Source organism: Bradyrhizobium sp. USDA 4474, assembly GCF_054057515.1.
The window spans coordinates 5212073-5227408 of the sequence record NZ_JBSRZJ010000002.1 but is presented as its reverse complement, the minus strand read 5'-3'; the positions used below and the strand labels follow the sequence as shown (position 1 = coordinate 5227408).

Here is a 15336-nt window from a genome sequence, read left to right as displayed (position 1 = left end):
AAGTTGTTGCATCGCGGTTACAGGCGTAAGGCCGTCCTGGCGGACAGGCTTAATACGCATTCCGGCGGTTGGTAAGTTCCAAACAGGTCAGCAAGAGGACCTTAAGGTCAAGCGCGAGGCTCCAGTTATTGATATACCAGAGGTCGCAATCGACTCTGCCCTTCATTTGCTCCACGAGGGCGGTCTCGCCTCGATAGCCGTTGACTTGAGCCCAGCCGGTAATGCCCGGTTTGACATGGTGCCGGAACGCATAATCCGACAGCAATCTGCCATAGTGGCTATCGTGCGCTAGCGCATGCGGCCTAGGCCCCACCAGCGACATGTCCCCCATGAGAACGTTGATAAGTTGAGGAACCTCGTCGATGCTGCTTCGACGGAGGAGCCGTCCAAACCTGGTGACCCGCGGGTCTAACCGCTTGGCCTGGACGACCGTAGCACCATCCTCCATGACAGTCATGGTTCTGAACTTGAAGATCGAAAATTCCTTGGCGTTGAAGCCGTTGCGCTTTTGTCGAAAGAATATCGGCCCAGGTGAATCCAACTTGACGACGAGCGCGCTCAGAATCATCAAGGGGGCGAACACGACCAACCCCACCAAGGCTCCGACGATGTCGAGCAAGCGCTTGGATGCCTGCTCCGCCCGCGACAGCGGCCCCCTCTGAATTTCTACCGACAGTGAATCCTGTAATCTGAACGAGGGATTTCCAGCCAGCGAACGGATTCGCCGGTCTGGCAGCAATCGAACGGGAAGCGGCGAAATCCTCAGCCCATCGCGGACGAGTTCGACTTTGCGGGTATCGCTCCAAGGAAATGCCAAAACGATCGCTTCGGCCCCCCGAATGCGTGCGATCGCGATCGCGTGCTGCAGCGTGGCAGACTCGCCCGCGCTCATCGCAAAGCCGCCTCCTTGTTGCGCCGGGAACGCCATGCGCTCGACTTCCGTAAAGCCAAATTTTCCCAGCAACTCTTCGAGACCAAGCGCAGCTAATTCCTCACCGGTGCCCAGTAAGATGGCACGCTTGCCCTTCACCTGCCCGTCAGCAACCGCCCCGGCCACGATGCGTTTGGCAAATCGCCGGCAACCCACGAGCAGAAAGGGTGCAAGCAAACTGAAGCAGATGACGGAGCCGCGAGAATACACTGCACCGCTTTTCATCAGGAAGGCCAACGATGTAAACAAAAGGATGACAAGGGTCCATTGCGCGAAGATTCGGCCCGAATCTCTTCGCTTTTTCGCAAGCGCAGCACGAAGATCATACAACCCGGTCGCGTAGCCAATCAGCACGTAGAGCAATGCGGCGACGGGTCCAACTCCGAGCACTGGCTCAAGGTGATCAAGGCCGCCATTGGCAAGAGTTTGGTAGAGTCCGGTCCCAACCACGCTCGCAAACAGGATCACGGCAGCGTCAGACGACGCAACGAGATGCGTAAGAGCGGAGTAAGGGATTTTAAGGCCAAAGCGGCGGTCCTGCAGATCTTCGACCAACCGAGCATTGTCGATTGGCTCCTCCAATGACCCCGGCTCGTCCGGCGTCCGGTGACCGTCCGTGGAGCCGGTCGAGATTGAGCTCTGAGGGAACAAAATCGCCTCCTTGACAACGCCAACGCTTAGTTGAACCTGGCGTTCACCAGCAGATCATCAGTGATATTGCATTGCAATAAAATAATAGGGTACTTTAATTCATATTTGAACAATGGATCTGCTAGTGCCAAGAAGGTAGGCAGGGAGTCAAGTCACGGTTTGCAACTTCGGTCCGAGTTTCGATGAAGAGCCTTCATTGCCTCCTCGCCCTCATCGCGCTGGTTTCGATGCCCAACGCCCGATCAGAGCAGACCAACTCCGGAGGATGCGTCAGCGGGGTGGGAGCCGCTCGTCAGAAAGAATGCGACAGCGAAGTCTCTAAACAGGTGGGCAGCGCCAGCAACATCATGCCACTCAGTGGTGGATGGCAGTTGGTCAAGACCAAGAACCCCTCAGGTGGACCGGACGCGGTCTCCGTTATGCACGTTGCTGATACAAAGAGATCAGACATGAGCCTTGCCGGCCTCAGCCTCCAATGTGGCCGACGAGGCATTGAAGTCCTTCTGATAACCTTGGAGCGTATCCCACGCGGCGATCGGCCGAGGGTCACCCTGACTTTCGGAAGCGGCCGAGTTGCCGAGTTTGATGCAACCGTCGTGCAGGCAGGCGAAGCTCTGTTATTCCCCGGCAATGCGGCAGAGCTTGCGACCGGTGATTGGCAACAGACTGATGAACTCTCTGTCCAAATTGATAGCAAGCCCAACTCCATCCGTGGAACGGTCCCGATCGGAGGACTTGCTACCGCTTACCGATTGCTAACCGCGAACTGTCCTGCATGGTGAGGGGCTGACTTGCTCTGGAACGAGTTGACGGTTCCTTAGGAAAGTAGGTGGAAAGGTGGCGCCGGAGACACACAATGACCCCGGTTGCCATATTTCTATTTCTCGCTGGCGCGGTGCTGGCTTGGCGTTTTCGCGTGTGGATTCTGGTGCCTTTCAGCCTGATTGCGGGCGTTGTCACGTGCCTGACCCAGCTATCGGCTGGTGCAGGACTGGCTGTCGCGTGCGGCAAAGGGTTTCTGATGGGATTCGCGCCGCAAACCGGCTATGCCTTCGGTCTGTTAGCACAGACCACATTGCTGGCCCATTATTCGGGGAAGCAAACTTTTTCACGCAAGGCATCCGTAGCCGCGCTCTATAGGCGAACATCGGACCACTCCTGAGGGTAAACGACCTGGAGATTTTGCGTCTGTAGATGCAAGCGACTTGGGTAAAAAGGCATTTGGCGGCGCTGACGACGCATGCGATAGTGAATCAATCTGCGGATCGTCGCCGACTCGCTTCCCTCATCATCTTGAAGTCTTCAATTGTCGATCGCCTTTTCCCTTCTGATCGCGCTGTTAGTCACGACTCCAGTCGCACCATTCATTGGTTATGTCTTCGCCCAATATGCCCTGTATTTGCTAGCCGCGATCATGCTGGCATCCGTCGCCACTGCGGCGAACCCGGCGGACATCATTGCCGCCATGACATTTCGTAGATTCGGTTGGGCAGCGCTCTTCCCCGTCGTCTGGATGATCATTCAGATTGTTCCGATTCCAATTGAACCGCTTACGAGCCCAATCTGGCCCACCGCAGCGGTCGCGCTAAATGAGCCTTCTTTGGGCAACCGAATCAGCATTGATCCGGGAAGTACCTTGCGCAGCATGACGTGGTACTTGGCTGTCTTATCATTGATCATCTCGACGATCCTGCTCGCCAGAGATCGAAACAGGGCTGAAGTTCTTTTACTTACACTGACTGGGGCGGCGACTTTCATTGTGCTAGAGAGCTTGGCTGGTCAAATCGGGTTCCTCGCGACCGTCCTGCCGGACATCGGCAGGTCAACTAACCATTCCTTTGCTCTGGTTGCCGTCATTGCGGCACTTGGAAACGGTGCGACGATTGCCATGGCAATGGAGCGACATTCGCGCCGCTCCGGCTCCGTCCTCGCTTTGAGCACTCCGCTGCTGTTGCGCATAGTCCTCAGCATCACGGGAATTGCTCTTGCCCTTGCTTCCTTTGCCACGCTGGGACAAGGAGTGCTACTTGGGCTGACCGGACTTGGGTTTGCGATCATGCTTTTCGTTGCAATCGCCCGCGGCCTCGGATTCCGGCCCTGGCCATCGGCAATCTTGGCAGCAGTCCTGATCGCAATGGCGGCCGTGGCAACTCTATCCCTTGCACGATCCACTCCTCTCGTTGATCTCCTGGGCTTTGTTACATCCGACGACCAAACATCTATCGACACGGCGCGGCGCGCCATGTCCGACAGCTCCTGGACTGGAAGCGGCGTCGGCACGTTCGCGCGGCTCGGGCGGATTTATCAAGACTATGGTGTTGGTAGCGCGCTTGGCGCCCCTTCGACGGCAGCTTTGGTCTTTATCGAATGGGGACGCGTGACCATCCCGGTTCTTGCAGCGTTTACGCTTCAGCTTTTCTTGTTCACCTTGCGTGGCTCAGTCGGACGCGGACGAGACTCGTTTTTCGCGTCCGCAACGGCCGCTGTCGTGGTTGTCGCCCTTTGCGATAGCTTTGTCGACGGAAGCCTGTTGAACCCAACGGCCCAGATCATGCTTGCCGCGGTGATCGGCCTGGGCCTTGCGCAAAGCACAGGACGAACCAGCTCAATCTAAGCTAGGCCCTGCTGCTTACGATCGTCGTCCAAAGCTTTGAGTTGGGCATCTGCATGCGTACCCAACGATACGGGACGCGTGACCACGGCTTGATCTGCGAAGTCATATTATCGAGCACCAAATCTCCACTCGTGGTGCGGACAACGAGAATAAGGTGATGCTCGCCGGAATTGACGACAACCTCGCTCAATAGTAGGACTCGCGCCGGCCAGCCGCGCGCCAGCAATTCATGCCGCTTGCTGACCGCATAGTCATTGCAATCGCCGTGCGCAGGATTGATCACCCATTGCTCGCCGGCCAAGCCGAGCTCATTTGTCTCCGGGGCGATCTGCCTGTTAACCATCTGATTGACTTGCTTCAGATCCCCCCATCGATCCTCGGTCAGCCGAACCGGGCCGCCCCGAAACATGGGCCGTGTGCGGCACTCGCCCCGATACCGCAGGCAAAATTGCGTATATGCCATTGGCGGAAGGGTGGGGCTCTCGAGCTTAATGCGCTGGATTGCGGATTGAAGCCCCATCGGCATTCCCAGGAGTCCCGCATGGACCGGCTCGAACCAAATGAGACCGGCGGCGATGACTCCCAGGGCCAAAGTTGTGATTTTACGCATTGGTTGCTCCCGGCGTGCTTATTGGCTAGGAAGCTACCCTCAAGAGTTTGAAATTCTGCGGCATTTTGCCTGCTAAATTGACCCAAAAGCGATGCAGAAATTTGCGATCCCATTTACCATGAGCGCTGAACTCACCTATTTAGGCGATTGACGCCGGAAGACCGAAAAGGCCGCCAAGTTCGGCAGATGATGAGATTGTCGAGATCGAGGAACAAGACGCGAAAGCCGATTCTGCCGGAGGGCATGCGCATCTATGCAATAAGCGACATTCATGGATGCGCCGATCTTCTTCAACAGATGTTCACGGTAATCGACCGCGATCTCACCACGATAGGTTCGAGGCGCGCAATCCACGTTTTCCTTGGAGATTACATCGATCGAGGGCCTGACTCGAATCGAACCATAGAACTGCTAATGGAACGGGGCATGAAGCATGAATCGGTCTTCTTGAAGGGCAATCACGAGGCCTTCCTTTTGGATGCACTGAACGCGCCCTCGCAGCTCCAGAACTGGAAACAATATGGCGGCCTCCAAACCTTGAGGTCGTATGGACTTAGACCCTCTCTCAATCCTGATCAGGCTGAACAACACGAACTGATTCAGCAATTATCGCGGGCAATTCCGTCCCGTCAGCTGTATTTTTTGAGCAGCCTGCGCGCGCGCTTCGTATGCGGCGATTTCTTTTTCGTGCATGCGGGCGTCAAGCCTGGCATCGCCTTGGCAAAACAACAAGAGCAGGACATGCTCTGGATCCGTGAAGAATTTCTCGAAAGCAATATGAACTTCGGAAAATACATCGTCCATGGCCACACCCCGGTCCAGCAGCCAGACATAAGATGCAACCGGGTAAACATAGATACCGGTGCATACGCGACGGGCAATCTAACGCTCTTGACGCTTCAGGACGACAGTATGCTCGCATTGTAGTTGACACATGGCATGCCGTTTCTCTTTGGAGATCTGATGAATTCAACAACCAGAGTTCGCCTACTAATGTTAGCTTTTGCGGCAGCGCTCGGCTGCCTCGGGATCGCATCAGGAGCCGCGGAAATGACGGGCTTGAATCGGCCGGATTTTCCAATGGATCCAACGAAGGCCAATCTCAGCTCGAACGCACCAGTCGATTGGATCGGAACGATTTCACCGTTGCGCTCCGATCTTGAAGGCAGCCAGGCGCTGGTTCTGGCGTTAAAGGCGATCCAGCAGGCTGGAGTCGATCACGGGAGTCGAGCAAACAGCGAACTTGCCCGTTCGCATCTCAAGCACGCTCTTGGCTTGGCACCCTATGATGCCGAATTGTGGCTAGCTTTGGCTGTGCTGGAGGCCGGGCAGGATCCTGACGGACCTGCAGCAACCGAGTCATTAAAAATGAGCTACCTCACTGCGCCGAACGACGCGCGATTGATGCCTCTAAGACTTGCCGCCGTTACCCAATTTGAAGCCCTTGCAAGCCCTGATCTAAGGGACCTGGCTCAGGGTGATGTCCGTCTCATGTTGACGCGACAGCCTGATCAGACGCCGGCCCTAGTGTCCGCCTACCGTCAAGCCTCAGGCCGGGGTAAGACTTTCTTGGAGGGGGCAATCCGAACCATCGATCCCGCACGTCTCAGGAGGTTAAGCGCTAGTTGAGTCCGGCAGGACCATGCGGCTGTCTCCAAGGCGGGTCACGCGCCAGCTGGGTTTTGGGGATGTTGCCCGTTGCTCGCGGAACGTCTAAGATCCAATCCAGTTGGGGGACCCTACTATGCGATCAATTTTCGGATTAGTTGCGCTCATCTGGTGCTTATCCGCCTTGGTGACCCCGTCATATGCTGCTGACTACGCGATCCCGGTGGTAAAGCATGCAACGCGTGTCCCTTATATAGACCGGGGTCCAAATCCCTATTGCGGTCCACGCTGCGGATGTCCGACCGTAGTCCAGGTTCGGCACAAGTCGCTTCAACAGGCCTATCCCTATACGTTCGATCCCCGTACGAGGGACGAGCCCAGTTACTATTACGGGTCGGTGCGAACGTATGTGCATTATGTGAACCCTTTGGATCCGGAACCGGTCCTAGCGCGCTAATCCGGTCGCTGACTTACCAACCGCCGTTAGGGGCCACTTAAATGTAATCGCGTAATCTCGTTCTTCGAACGAGGTGATTTTGATGTATGCGGTCCAAGTGCTGTCGTGCGCGTTTGTGGTATGCACGACCGTTACATTCGGCAGTTACATTTTACTGCGACACTGCCTGATGCAGTGGAGCGACGAATGCTAGGCTGCTTCCTATAACCCAGCTCAGTGACTTTGCCCCGGCTCAGGCCTGTAATCGGGAAACCGGCACAACACAGCCGCTTTCATGGATTTGTAGTGAGCAATGGAAGAACCCAGCTCCTTCAGGCGGCGCTGGCCATTTTGGATTTCCCGATCAAGGAGGTCCTGATGATGATTATCTAGGGCCTCGCGCTCCAGATATTCGTCAGAGCCATTGCCGAGCGTTACGGCCGCACGTGCCAGAACATCGTCGACCCGCCGGTTCAGGCCCGATTGCTCCCGCTCGGCCGCGCGCAGGGCATCTTCAATTGCGATCATGATGGCTTCGATCCGGGACTGATCCGTTTTGGCGTCGCGCTCGGGTGAACGGGCACGGAACCTCGAATCGCCCCTGAAACGGTCTCTCAGGAAAGTGTTGGTACGGGCCCGCAGGAACAGCTGGAACATACGTGCATTTTCCGATTGAAGCGCCAGACAGAAATTGGATCCGGGATGGTTAATAAAGGCTAAAGCCTGCGGGCCTCTCACCGCGGTTTTGGTCTATCCATGTTTTCCAGGCGCCTTCGTGCTTGGCGTACAGCTCTTGCCAACGCAGCTCACCAGTAACACGCCACAGGACACCTTTGGCGCATGCAACCTCTTCGAGATTGGCGACCGACTGGCCATCCAACCGCTCGAATTCGACGGTCTCCTCAGGCGTCAGTCCTATCAAAACACGCTGCCCACCTGCATTAACGAAATATCGACGCGGAGCGTTATTTTTGAGGTCAGTCATGGCACGCTGCCTCTCTGCTGAGATCCACGGACCGCTTAACGCGCTAGGGCCACAAATCCAAACGAACAACGGTACACCGGGCAACTGGTATGAGCAACCCGACGAGCCAAGTCATGGACTCGAAACCCAACTCACACCTCACTTCGGCAATCAACGGCCTGCGAAAATCCCGCGCAACCTAACCACCGCCAACCCGGCAGACAAATCGACATGATGATGAATGTTGCTGATTTCATTGTCAGGCGCGAGAAATCTTGGGGCAACAATCTGGTTGAGGATTTGATCGTTCGCGTGCGCTCAACCGAGAATCCATAGGACCAATCTCACCAGCAACAGCGCTATGAAGTAGACCCAGCCTGCCATCGCGATCAACGCCACGCTGAAGAAAGCGCCTTCAAACGCCCGTTCTCGAATTTTGGTGAAAGGCACTGCGGCCCAGGCTTTTTGAAGCATCTGCGAATTCGCGTTGTTCGTTTGCGCGATCATAGCCGAATGAATTCGACGATCTCGTGACGCGCGTCATCGTGAAAAGGCGATCATCAGAAGCGGCTCACCGCAGCGATGCTGCTGCATGCGTCACGCTGGAACAATTCTCGATCAAGATCGTTGCGACGCCAAAAATTTCGCGGGCGACGACTCGATTTCTATCCGCCGGGCTGGCGCGACGAATTAGGCTTTAGGAGGAAAGAGCGATGTTGTTCGCCTGTTCTTCTGCGGTCGACATCTCGTTGCCGGCGGGGCCTGACACCGGCGATCTCTGGACCGCCACGCCAGCGCGACGATTGCGATGAAATGGATGTTTCGTGCAGGTCATTACGATCATGCCGTCTACAGTATGGGCATGATGACTATGCCTGCCGGGGTCGGAACCGGCCTGACACGCTGAGTCATGCATCATCGCGTTACAGACATTCCATTGGTGAGATGGAGCCGGCCCGCGCGCGTTGTTCGATGCGGCAATGAACCAGCGGGTCCGGCGGATTTTATCCAGACTAATGACCTCGATCGCAGCGACCGCCACACAGATCGGCCTCGGCTGACGAAACTCCGTGATTACACGGAGCGCAGCGCACCGATTTCCTCGCGGTAAGGTTGAGGGGTTAGCTTAACCCGCGTTGTTTGTTGCGAAGCCTCACCAATCGCCTATCCATCTCCGCACCGGCCTTCCTCCAAAGGCCCCACCCAAGCAAAGCCGGCGAGCGACAGGGTCCGCTTGGCGGCTTTGTCCTTGCGTGATGGAAAAGGATCATTTCGGTTATGGCGCGGAAGCCTTGGTCGTTCAAAGAAGACCGCCGGCTCATGGAGCTGGCGAAATCTTCGACGTCGTTGGAAGACGCAGCGAAGCAGCTCGGGCGCTCGCCCGGCGCAATCAAGCGCATGGCCTTGCGTCTTGGCCTGTCGCTCAAATCGAAGCACGCCAGAAAGGACTAACAGGACGCCATCTGAACGAGCTCGGCCACGGCGGGAATACCTCCTCTCGCCAGTCCGAAATGGCACGACCCGCGTCGATTTGGGTGAACCGCTTTCTCAATCCGGAGTTAGCAACTCACGGCGGAACTAACTCTACTCTGTTCAGGGTAAAGTGATCGACGTCACAGGGATTCCCTGAAACGGCCTTATCCAGGCGGAACTGTGTCAATACTGCATGGGTTGATGGTGCGGTCGTTCACGAGGTTTCCCTCTTATGCTGGGTCTCCTGCTCTTGGTTCTGATTTCGATGACCTCGTTCGCGGCAGGTTACGCCACCCGTTCTGCTATCTCGCGGAGGCGGCGCTCGAAATATCTTAAGTGGGATCCATACGTTCGCCCTTCGCGACCGTCGAAGCCTTCGGAATTCCTGATGCGGGCAGACCAGCGTAACGTCGCTCCAATTCAGAAATTTGCGTCCCGCGGCCGCCATGGGGGCTGACGCATTCATGCGCTCGCAGGCACATCTTGCAGACGCGAAGTCCTTCAGAGCGACGCGTCACTTTGACGGGCTGGCGCCGCTTAACGATATGTATGCTTTTTCGGATGCCTACATTCCCGTTGTTGTATCATCCCGGCATGCGTTTCATGGCCTCCGCCGCAGGCATTTGCTTTTTGCTTATTGTCTACGCCACCCTCACAAGGCTGGCGGGAAGGCCTGTGCTCGTAGGTCATGCCGAACCCTACTGGGTTGTCTTCATTGAGCGCTTCAGCGCATATGGGCTTTTAGGCTTCCTTCTCTCGTTCCTTTTGCCCGGCCGCCTTGGCTTGGCCTGCGGACTTGTGATAGGGGTCGCAGTCGGTTTAGAGCTCCTACAAGGGCTAACGCCCGATCGCGATCCATCATTGCTTGACGTGCTGCAAAAAGCAGCGGGGGGTACCGTCGGGGTGCTGCTGGCTCAGACGATCCTGGCTTTCCTGCCGAGGCCTCCGTCCTAGGCCTTAGATGCCGATGCCCAATAGGCGTTGCAGGCGGTTGGCAAATCGCAATTTTGGGTTCACAGTGATGTGGAGTCATCGGATCGGAAACCTAGTGAAACATTTTGTGCCGCTGTTGGTTGGGACCACGCTCCTTAGCACGTGTCTGTCCACTCATGCCCAGGGGACCTACCCCAACGGCATTCGCGGCGGATATACCGGCACCACGCCGAGTTCGACGACCTCGACTAGCACTTCGCCCGCGTCACCTTCCAATCCCGCCCCCGCAACGAAAAACGTCGGAACGGGCCAAGGCCGAACCGAAGGGGCAATGGGGCTCACGCCCCAACTCCAGCGCGAAATGGGGATTGGTCGGCAACAATAAGGTAGGCAGGATATCTTTCGCAGTAAACACTAGGTGCAGCCAACCGCTTGGCTGGCCCAAGCAGCTGTGCGGCAATTAAGCCACCCTATGCCCGGGATCAAATTGGATGGGCGCCAAGAGTTCAGCCATTTGCTGGTATGTATTCTGTAGCGCTTCGATGGCGCAATCGAGATCAGAATCGGCGTCGCGGATCGAGGCGAAGAATTTGGCTGTCAGCGCCAGATCGAGTTTGATGCGTGTTGCCCCATCGCGACTTTTGCGACGGTCAAGCGACAGATGAATGGCCCGTATTCTGGCTTCAGCAGCCGTGCAGCCGCTAAGCCTCGCAAGTTCGTCGTAAGTCATCCAGATCTGAGGCATGCCCCTGTCCATTCCTTGTTATCGGACCCAGCCTAGATTTCGGCCTTAAAGGGATAGTTGCTGCAGCGCGCCCCCGCGACCTTTTCGCTGAGGGTGGTCAATTGAAGCTAAATCTGAGACGCCGTTTCGCCCGCGTTCCGAGGGGCGAGCTGGGCAGGCCCTTCCCAAAGGCCGGGTAATTCACGGCAAGGCCCAATTCTGAGCCAGCTGTACAGACTGGACTTCAGGACCGCCAGCCACATGTCTCAGTTCAACGCGCCGCACTTTCAGAACCACGGCGACGTCAGGAAGTAATGAGGGTCTCCGCTGGGGCGGCGAGCGCGTATCTCCGCAGGCAAGTCGCACGAAAACGCGTTTACAAGGACTTCACCATCACGAACGTAACGGGGGTCGAGCCACGTCAAGTTCAACGTCTAGCTTGAGGCCTTCTGCCGGATGGCATCGAGCAAGAAGGGCAGGAGCGCTCATCAGCTCCACCATTCTCTTGGCGTCACCGACAAAACCGCATGGTTCCTTGCTCACCGTATCCCCAAGGCTATGCGCGCTGGGCGTCAACAAAGCCCGCGCTGCCGCTCACCACAAGAACGCAGTGCTGACGCTCGTTGAACGCGCGGCGCTGCCTGTAGCTTCCATATCGACGGCACGCGCACGGGCGACATTCTTCCAATCATCCGCGCGAACCTCAGCCGCGAAGCAAGCGAGACCTATCGCGGATTGCGTGCCGGTTTCTCCGCTGGCGCGCGAGGCGGCTTCGCCGCTGGTGATTTTGGTTTTTCCATCAGCGGCTTCGGCGACGTCTTGAGTGCGCCGCGTAGCACTGCCTCGAAACGCTCTTGGACTTCTTTGTCGCTGTAGTTGTCTTTGCCTCTCATCTGAATTTCCCAACAACCACTCGGTAAAGTCGAGACGGTTTGTTTTGATCGGCATCACACGATGCGAACAGGTAAATCAACGCAGTCCAATACTTGCCTCGGCGCCGCAATATAACCCGTGAAGGTGCCTATTTGTAAGCTGCTCCGGTTCGGAATATCCTCCAACGAGATTATAGCCGTCATCCCGCTTTCCCGCGAGCAGGGTTCGAATGTCGGTTCCATCGAACCAGTTCACCCGCCGCAAAGCAATAACCAGCCTTCGCCAACATCACGGCGAACGGCCAATCTCGCGGGCAGTTACGCTAACAAGCCGGCCAGAGCAGCCACAATCCTCCCAAGTGAACCCCTTGCAAAGCATGCGTTCGCTTTCCGCGAACAGCCGTTTGGCGAGGAATGTCACCTGCTCATGCGACAGGCGGCAAATCAAAACTTCGGGCGCGCCAGTTCCCCCAGCTTTATAGGTGCCCCGGGAGGCAGTCACCGAACTTCCCCTAGGGTCGTGGGCTGCCAATCAACCCGCTTGCGTGGGGAGACGATCACTCTATGCTTCAGTGTGTGCTTGCCGGGGGCGCGCCCAGATTTCTTGATATCGGAGGGGATTCGGTTGAGGCTGCTCGAGCTTCGATCCGTTGGTGTTGCAGCGACAGCCTCTTATCCAGGCCATATTCCTGCTGGAATACCCCTCGCACGCGGCCGCTCGGCGCGCTTGCGCGCAAGGAACCAGAGTGGCTCTCGATAGCGCTGCTTGTGCAAGTTTGGCCTGGATGATCGCTGCTTTTGCGTTGGGGTAAGGAAATATGACAGACCGACCGACTATCCTCGTCACGGGAGGCGCCGGCTATATTGGCTCGCACGCCTGCCGCGCGCTTGCCGCTGCCGGCTATCGGCCCGTCGTTTATGACAATCTGACAACAGGGCATCGCAGCTTCGTCGCCGGAGAGCTGGTGACGGGCGATCTGCTCGATGGCGCGACGCTGGCGCGCACCTTCGCCGACCACTCGGTCACGGCGGTGATGCACTTCGCGGCGGCGAGTCTCGTCGGCGAGTCCATGACCGATCCGCAGAAATACTACATCAACAACGTCCAGGGCACGTTGTCGCTGCTCCGGGCGATGCGCAACGCGGGCTGCCATCGCATCGTCTTCTCCTCGACCGGCGCCGTTTATGGCAATGCCGATTCCAAGGCGCTGTCCGAAGATTTCCCCTGTGCACCGATCAACCCCTACGGCGCTTCGAAATGGATGATCGAGCGCATGCTCGCCGATTATCGCGCGGCTTACGGCTTCGGTGCGTTCTGCCTGCGCTATTTCAATGCCAGCGGCGCCGATCCGGCCGGCGGCATCGGCGAATTGCGTGACAACGAGACGCACCTCATCCCGCGCGCCATGATGGCGTTGCAGGGCCACGCCGAGTTCGCGGTGTTCGGCGACGACTACGACACGCCCGACGGCACCGCGATCCGAGACTATATCCACGTCACCGACCTCGCCGCGGCTCATGTCGCTGCCCTGAAACTGCTGGAATCAGGACATGTCGGCGGCAGCTTCAATCTGGGCACGGGCTCGGGCTTTTCGGTGCGCGAAATCCTCACCGCGATCAAGCAGGAGACCGGGCGCGAGGTGCCGCACACCGTGAAGCCGCGCCGCGCCGGCGATCCGACCTATCTGGTCGCCGACCCCACGGCTGCGCGAAAGGTGCTGGACTTCGTGCCGCGCCATTCCGACCTACCGACCGTGATCCGCACCGCCTGGGCCTGGCATCAGACGGCGCATCCGCTGAGATAAGCCGGACATCATTTTTGTTGGAGTGCAGGCCTGGCTTGTACGTCGGTGGTGAACGACGCGTTTCTGGCGTTCGACGCCGGTCGACTTGCGCCGCCAAGGCATGTAGCCGATCTGGCTGTTGATCACACCGATCCCAGTGGTCCGGACGAGAAGGGCGGCCGAAGCCGCGACCGACCATCGGGCCCCTTCGGCAATTTGTCGGCGTTGAGCTTCACGACCGCGCATTTGGCGTCAGCGGCTACCGAGTCATCCTGGCTGTAGATCAGCGTGCACTCGAACCTGACGTCAGGTGCCTGCCTTGCCGTCCCCCAGCACGTCGCCACTGCGCCGTTGCATTCGCCGGAAAGACTGGCCTCGACTTCATCAGGACCAAATACGCTCGTATTACCTTCTGCGTGCCGTTTCACGGTCAGCACGGCCGTGAAGCGCTGCTGATCGACCTGATAGGTGCCGCCATACGTGAAGAAACTATCGCGCCCCGAGATCCGCCCTTCTACCAATTCGACAAGGCCTGTGCCTTGGCCGCGCTGCGTCCTGAACCAGGCAGCGTATTTGCCGTCCCTGAGCATGCAAAACATCCGTCGCGAAATTCAAACGTATTTGCGACCAACTCTGGGGCGCGACAATGACTGATATGACGCGTATTCCGCCACGGTTAACACCCGGCAAAGCCATTTCGTCAAATTACCGGCGCGGCATGCGCGAGGCCGGCGGCAAACTCGAAACAATTCGATGCCGTCGTCTGCAGGTTCGAGCGCTTCGACCCTGTGTGCGGTCGCGCTCGACGGAAGCCCGAGGGCTTGCAAGAATTCGCCTTGGACGTGACGCTCACGCTCCATCGTACAGCGCACGAAGAGATCGTCGAGCACCGCCTCGTCACGCTGGGATGAGGTGGTTGCGATCGCGGGGCACACTGCGGCGTCATTGCAGAAATCCCAGGCCGGCTCGATACCCTTCATATCGGGAGTGACGGGAAAGGTCCGAAGCTGGATCGCGCCCCCGAATCCGCCGCGGCGGATTGACATGCTTAGAGAGTAACCCTTTGCCAGGGCGCTATTTTCTGCCATCAGAGATTTGAACCTGTTCGTGCCAGGGGGGCACCAATAGCAAGGGTGACTTTCATCACATTTGTCTGGACCATCCCCGCTAGGCTCGCGCTGGGGCGTGGATTATGGGCATCTGGATCGGTGGCATATCGTTCGAACTGGAAGAGAGAGACATGAGAAGCCTGATCGGCGCCGTCGTCGGCGTGTTTTGCCTCACGGCCCCCGCCATCGCGGAGAGCCCGGCCGCCATCGTCGAGGATGTGCAGGGCAAGGTCGACGGCGTCGAATTCATGGACTATGTGGCGCCCGGCAAGATCATCAAGCTCGGCCCCAAGGCGGGCATCACGCTCAGCTACCTGAAATCCTGTCTGCGCGAGACCATCACCGAAGGCGTCGTCCTGGTCGGCACTGAGCAGAGCACCGTGCAGCTCGGCAAGGTCGAGCGCGCGAAGGTGCCGTGCGACGCCAACGCCGCCCAGCTCTCCGAGCGCGAGGCGAACCAGAGCGCAGCGACCACGTTCCGCAGCTTGCGAGCCGATGCCAACGCCCCGCCGGCAAAGTTGCCGACGATCTACGGTGTCGCGCCGCTGATTCAGGCCAAGGCTGGCAGCACCCTGGTGATCGAACGCACCGATGGCAAGTAACCCACGATCACCCTGCCGCTCAAGA

General features: G+C 57.8%; 17 protein-coding genes and 1 pseudogene. 9 read left to right on the top strand and 9 right to left on the bottom strand.

From position 1 onward, the window contains the following. Positions 1–49: 49 nt before the first annotated feature. A complete protein-coding gene (locus ACVW16_RS26230; RefSeq protein WP_456802461.1) occupies positions 50–1513 on the bottom strand; it encodes an undecaprenyl-phosphate glucose phosphotransferase in 1464 nt (487 codons plus the stop codon). 251 nt (positions 1514–1764) lie between these two features. On the opposite strand from ACVW16_RS26230, the gene ACVW16_RS26225 reads away from it, so the two are divergent. The 3 genes from ACVW16_RS26225 (at position 1765) to ACVW16_RS26215 (ending at position 4196) form a co-directional block, all read left to right on the top strand. Next, positions 1765–2364: a hypothetical protein gene (locus tag ACVW16_RS26225; RefSeq protein ID WP_456802460.1), complete on the top strand. Its 600-nt coding sequence runs from the start codon at positions 1765–1767 to the stop codon at positions 2362–2364. A 74-nt stretch (positions 2365–2438) separates the two neighbouring features. Next, entirely contained in the window at positions 2439–2744 is a 306-nt protein-coding gene (locus ACVW16_RS26220) for a hypothetical protein (RefSeq protein WP_456802459.1), read from the top strand. 144 nt (positions 2745–2888) lie between these two features. Then, on the top strand, positions 2889–4196 hold the full coding sequence (locus ACVW16_RS26215) for a hypothetical protein (protein ID WP_456802458.1): 1308 nt from the start codon (positions 2889–2891) through the stop codon (positions 4194–4196). 1 nt (position 4197) lies between these two features. Here ACVW16_RS26215 and ACVW16_RS26210 read toward each other — a convergent pair whose 3' ends face one another. Continuing rightward, positions 4198–4806 (bottom strand): transglutaminase-like cysteine peptidase, encoded by a 609-nt coding sequence (locus ACVW16_RS26210; RefSeq protein WP_456802457.1) that lies wholly within the window; start codon positions 4804–4806, stop codon positions 4198–4200. Positions 4807–4995: 189 nt separating this feature from the next. On the opposite strand from ACVW16_RS26210, the gene ACVW16_RS26205 reads away from it, so the two are divergent. Then, positions 4996–5733, top strand: coding sequence for a metallophosphoesterase family protein (locus ACVW16_RS26205; protein WP_456802627.1), 738 nt, complete (start codon positions 4996–4998; stop codon positions 5731–5733). 123 nt (positions 5734–5856) lie between these two features. Beyond that, the gene (locus ACVW16_RS26200) at positions 5857–6435 is read left to right on the top strand and encodes a hypothetical protein (RefSeq protein WP_456802456.1); all 579 of its coding nucleotides are present in this window, start codon (positions 5857–5859) and stop codon (positions 6433–6435) included. Positions 6436–7084: 649 nt separating this feature from the next. Here ACVW16_RS26200 and ACVW16_RS26195 read toward each other — a convergent pair. The 3 genes from ACVW16_RS26195 to ACVW16_RS26185 all read right to left on the bottom strand — a co-directional run bounded on the left by ACVW16_RS26195 (position 7085) and on the right by ACVW16_RS26185 (position 8321). Beyond that, positions 7085–7507 carry a hypothetical protein gene (locus ACVW16_RS26195; protein ID WP_456802455.1) on the bottom strand — a complete coding sequence of 141 codons (423 nt, stop codon included), beginning with the start codon at positions 7505–7507 and terminating at the stop codon, positions 7085–7087. 49 nt (positions 7508–7556) lie between these two features. After that, entirely contained in the window at positions 7557–7835 is a 279-nt protein-coding gene (locus ACVW16_RS26190) for a hypothetical protein (RefSeq protein WP_456802454.1), read from the bottom strand. 297 nt (positions 7836–8132) lie between these two features. Further along, the gene (locus tag ACVW16_RS26185; RefSeq protein ID WP_456802453.1) at positions 8133–8321 is read right to left on the bottom strand and encodes a hypothetical protein; all 189 of its coding nucleotides are present in this window, start codon (positions 8319–8321) and stop codon (positions 8133–8135) included. 1560 nt (positions 8322–9881) lie between these two features. Here ACVW16_RS26185 and ACVW16_RS26180 point away from each other — a divergent pair. Further along, entirely contained in the window at positions 9882–10241 is a 360-nt protein-coding gene (locus tag ACVW16_RS26180) for a VanZ family protein (RefSeq protein WP_456802626.1), read from the top strand. 439 nt (positions 10242–10680) lie between these two features. Here ACVW16_RS26180 and ACVW16_RS26175 read toward each other — a convergent pair whose 3' ends face one another. Continuing rightward, the gene (locus tag ACVW16_RS26175) at positions 10681–10965 is read right to left on the bottom strand and encodes a hypothetical protein (protein ID WP_456802452.1); all 285 of its coding nucleotides are present in this window, start codon (positions 10963–10965) and stop codon (positions 10681–10683) included. A 435-nt stretch (positions 10966–11400) separates the two neighbouring features. Between ACVW16_RS26175 and ACVW16_RS26170 the strand changes: the two are divergent. Then, a pseudogene (locus tag ACVW16_RS26170) lies at positions 11401–11508 on the top strand (IS1595 family transposase); the annotation flags it as partial. A 30-nt stretch (positions 11509–11538) separates the two neighbouring features. On the opposite strand, the gene ACVW16_RS26165 reads toward ACVW16_RS26170, so the two are convergent. Continuing rightward, on the bottom strand, positions 11539–11892 hold the full coding sequence (locus tag ACVW16_RS26165; RefSeq protein ID WP_456802638.1) for a hypothetical protein: 354 nt from the start codon (positions 11890–11892) through the stop codon (positions 11539–11541). A 742-nt stretch (positions 11893–12634) separates the two neighbouring features. Between ACVW16_RS26165 and galE the strand changes: the two genes are divergently transcribed. Continuing rightward, positions 12635–13621 carry a UDP-glucose 4-epimerase GalE gene (gene galE, locus ACVW16_RS26160; protein WP_456701892.1) on the top strand — a complete coding sequence of 329 codons (987 nt, stop codon included), beginning with the start codon at positions 12635–12637 and terminating at the stop codon, positions 13619–13621. A 122-nt stretch (positions 13622–13743) separates the two neighbouring features. On the opposite strand, the gene ACVW16_RS26155 is transcribed toward galE, so the two are convergent. Continuing rightward, positions 13744–14190: a hypothetical protein gene (locus ACVW16_RS26155; protein WP_456701891.1), complete on the bottom strand. Its 447-nt coding sequence runs from the start codon at positions 14188–14190 to the stop codon at positions 13744–13746. A 21-nt stretch (positions 14191–14211) separates the two neighbouring features. Next, positions 14212–14688 (bottom strand): hypothetical protein, encoded by a 477-nt coding sequence (locus tag ACVW16_RS26150; RefSeq protein ID WP_456802451.1) that lies wholly within the window; start codon positions 14686–14688, stop codon positions 14212–14214. A gap of 152 nt (positions 14689–14840) precedes the next feature. Here ACVW16_RS26150 and ACVW16_RS26145 point away from each other — a divergent pair, with 152 nt between their 5' ends. After that, positions 14841–15311: a hypothetical protein gene (locus tag ACVW16_RS26145; protein ID WP_456802450.1), complete on the top strand. Its 471-nt coding sequence runs from the start codon at positions 14841–14843 to the stop codon at positions 15309–15311. The last annotated feature ends 25 nt before the right edge of the window (positions 15312–15336 follow it).

Excerpts from the sequence above, each read along its gene's own strand:
- ACVW16_RS26225 (WP_456802460.1), top strand. The coding sequence starts at position 1,765 with ATGAAGAGCCTTCATTGCCTCCTCGCCCTCATCGCGCTGGTTTCGATG.
- ACVW16_RS26220 (WP_456802459.1), top strand. The coding sequence starts at position 2,439 with ATGACCCCGGTTGCCATATTTCTATTTCTCGCTGGCGCGGTGCTGGCT.
- ACVW16_RS26210 (WP_456802457.1), bottom strand. The coding sequence starts at position 4,806 with ATGCGTAAAATCACAACTTTGGCCCTGGGAGTCATCGCCGCCGGTCTC.
- ACVW16_RS26205 (WP_456802627.1), top strand. The coding sequence starts at position 4,996 with ATGAGATTGTCGAGATCGAGGAACAAGACGCGAAAGCCGATTCTGCCG.
- ACVW16_RS26200 (WP_456802456.1), top strand. The coding sequence starts at position 5,857 with ATGACGGGCTTGAATCGGCCGGATTTTCCAATGGATCCAACGAAGGCC.
- ACVW16_RS26195 (WP_456802455.1), bottom strand. The coding sequence starts at position 7,507 with ATGTTCCAGCTGTTCCTGCGGGCCCGTACCAACACTTTCCTGAGAGAC.
- ACVW16_RS26190 (WP_456802454.1), bottom strand. The coding sequence starts at position 7,835 with ATGACTGACCTCAAAAATAACGCTCCGCGTCGATATTTCGTTAATGCA.
- ACVW16_RS26185 (WP_456802453.1), bottom strand. The coding sequence starts at position 8,321 with ATGATCGCGCAAACGAACAACGCGAATTCGCAGATGCTTCAAAAAGCC.
- ACVW16_RS26180 (WP_456802626.1), top strand. The coding sequence starts at position 9,882 with ATGCGTTTCATGGCCTCCGCCGCAGGCATTTGCTTTTTGCTTATTGTC.
- ACVW16_RS26175 (WP_456802452.1), bottom strand. The coding sequence starts at position 10,965 with ATGCCTCAGATCTGGATGACTTACGACGAACTTGCGAGGCTTAGCGGC.
- ACVW16_RS26165 (WP_456802638.1), bottom strand. The coding sequence starts at position 11,892 with ATGCCGATCAAAACAAACCGTCTCGACTTTACCGAGTGGTTGTTGGGA.
- galE (WP_456701892.1), top strand. The coding sequence starts at position 12,635 with ATGACAGACCGACCGACTATCCTCGTCACGGGAGGCGCCGGCTATATT.
- ACVW16_RS26155 (WP_456701891.1), bottom strand. The coding sequence starts at position 14,190 with ATGCTCAGGGACGGCAAATACGCTGCCTGGTTCAGGACGCAGCGCGGC.
- ACVW16_RS26150 (WP_456802451.1), bottom strand. The coding sequence starts at position 14,688 with ATGGCAGAAAATAGCGCCCTGGCAAAGGGTTACTCTCTAAGCATGTCA.
- ACVW16_RS26145 (WP_456802450.1), top strand. The coding sequence starts at position 14,841 with ATGAGAAGCCTGATCGGCGCCGTCGTCGGCGTGTTTTGCCTCACGGCC.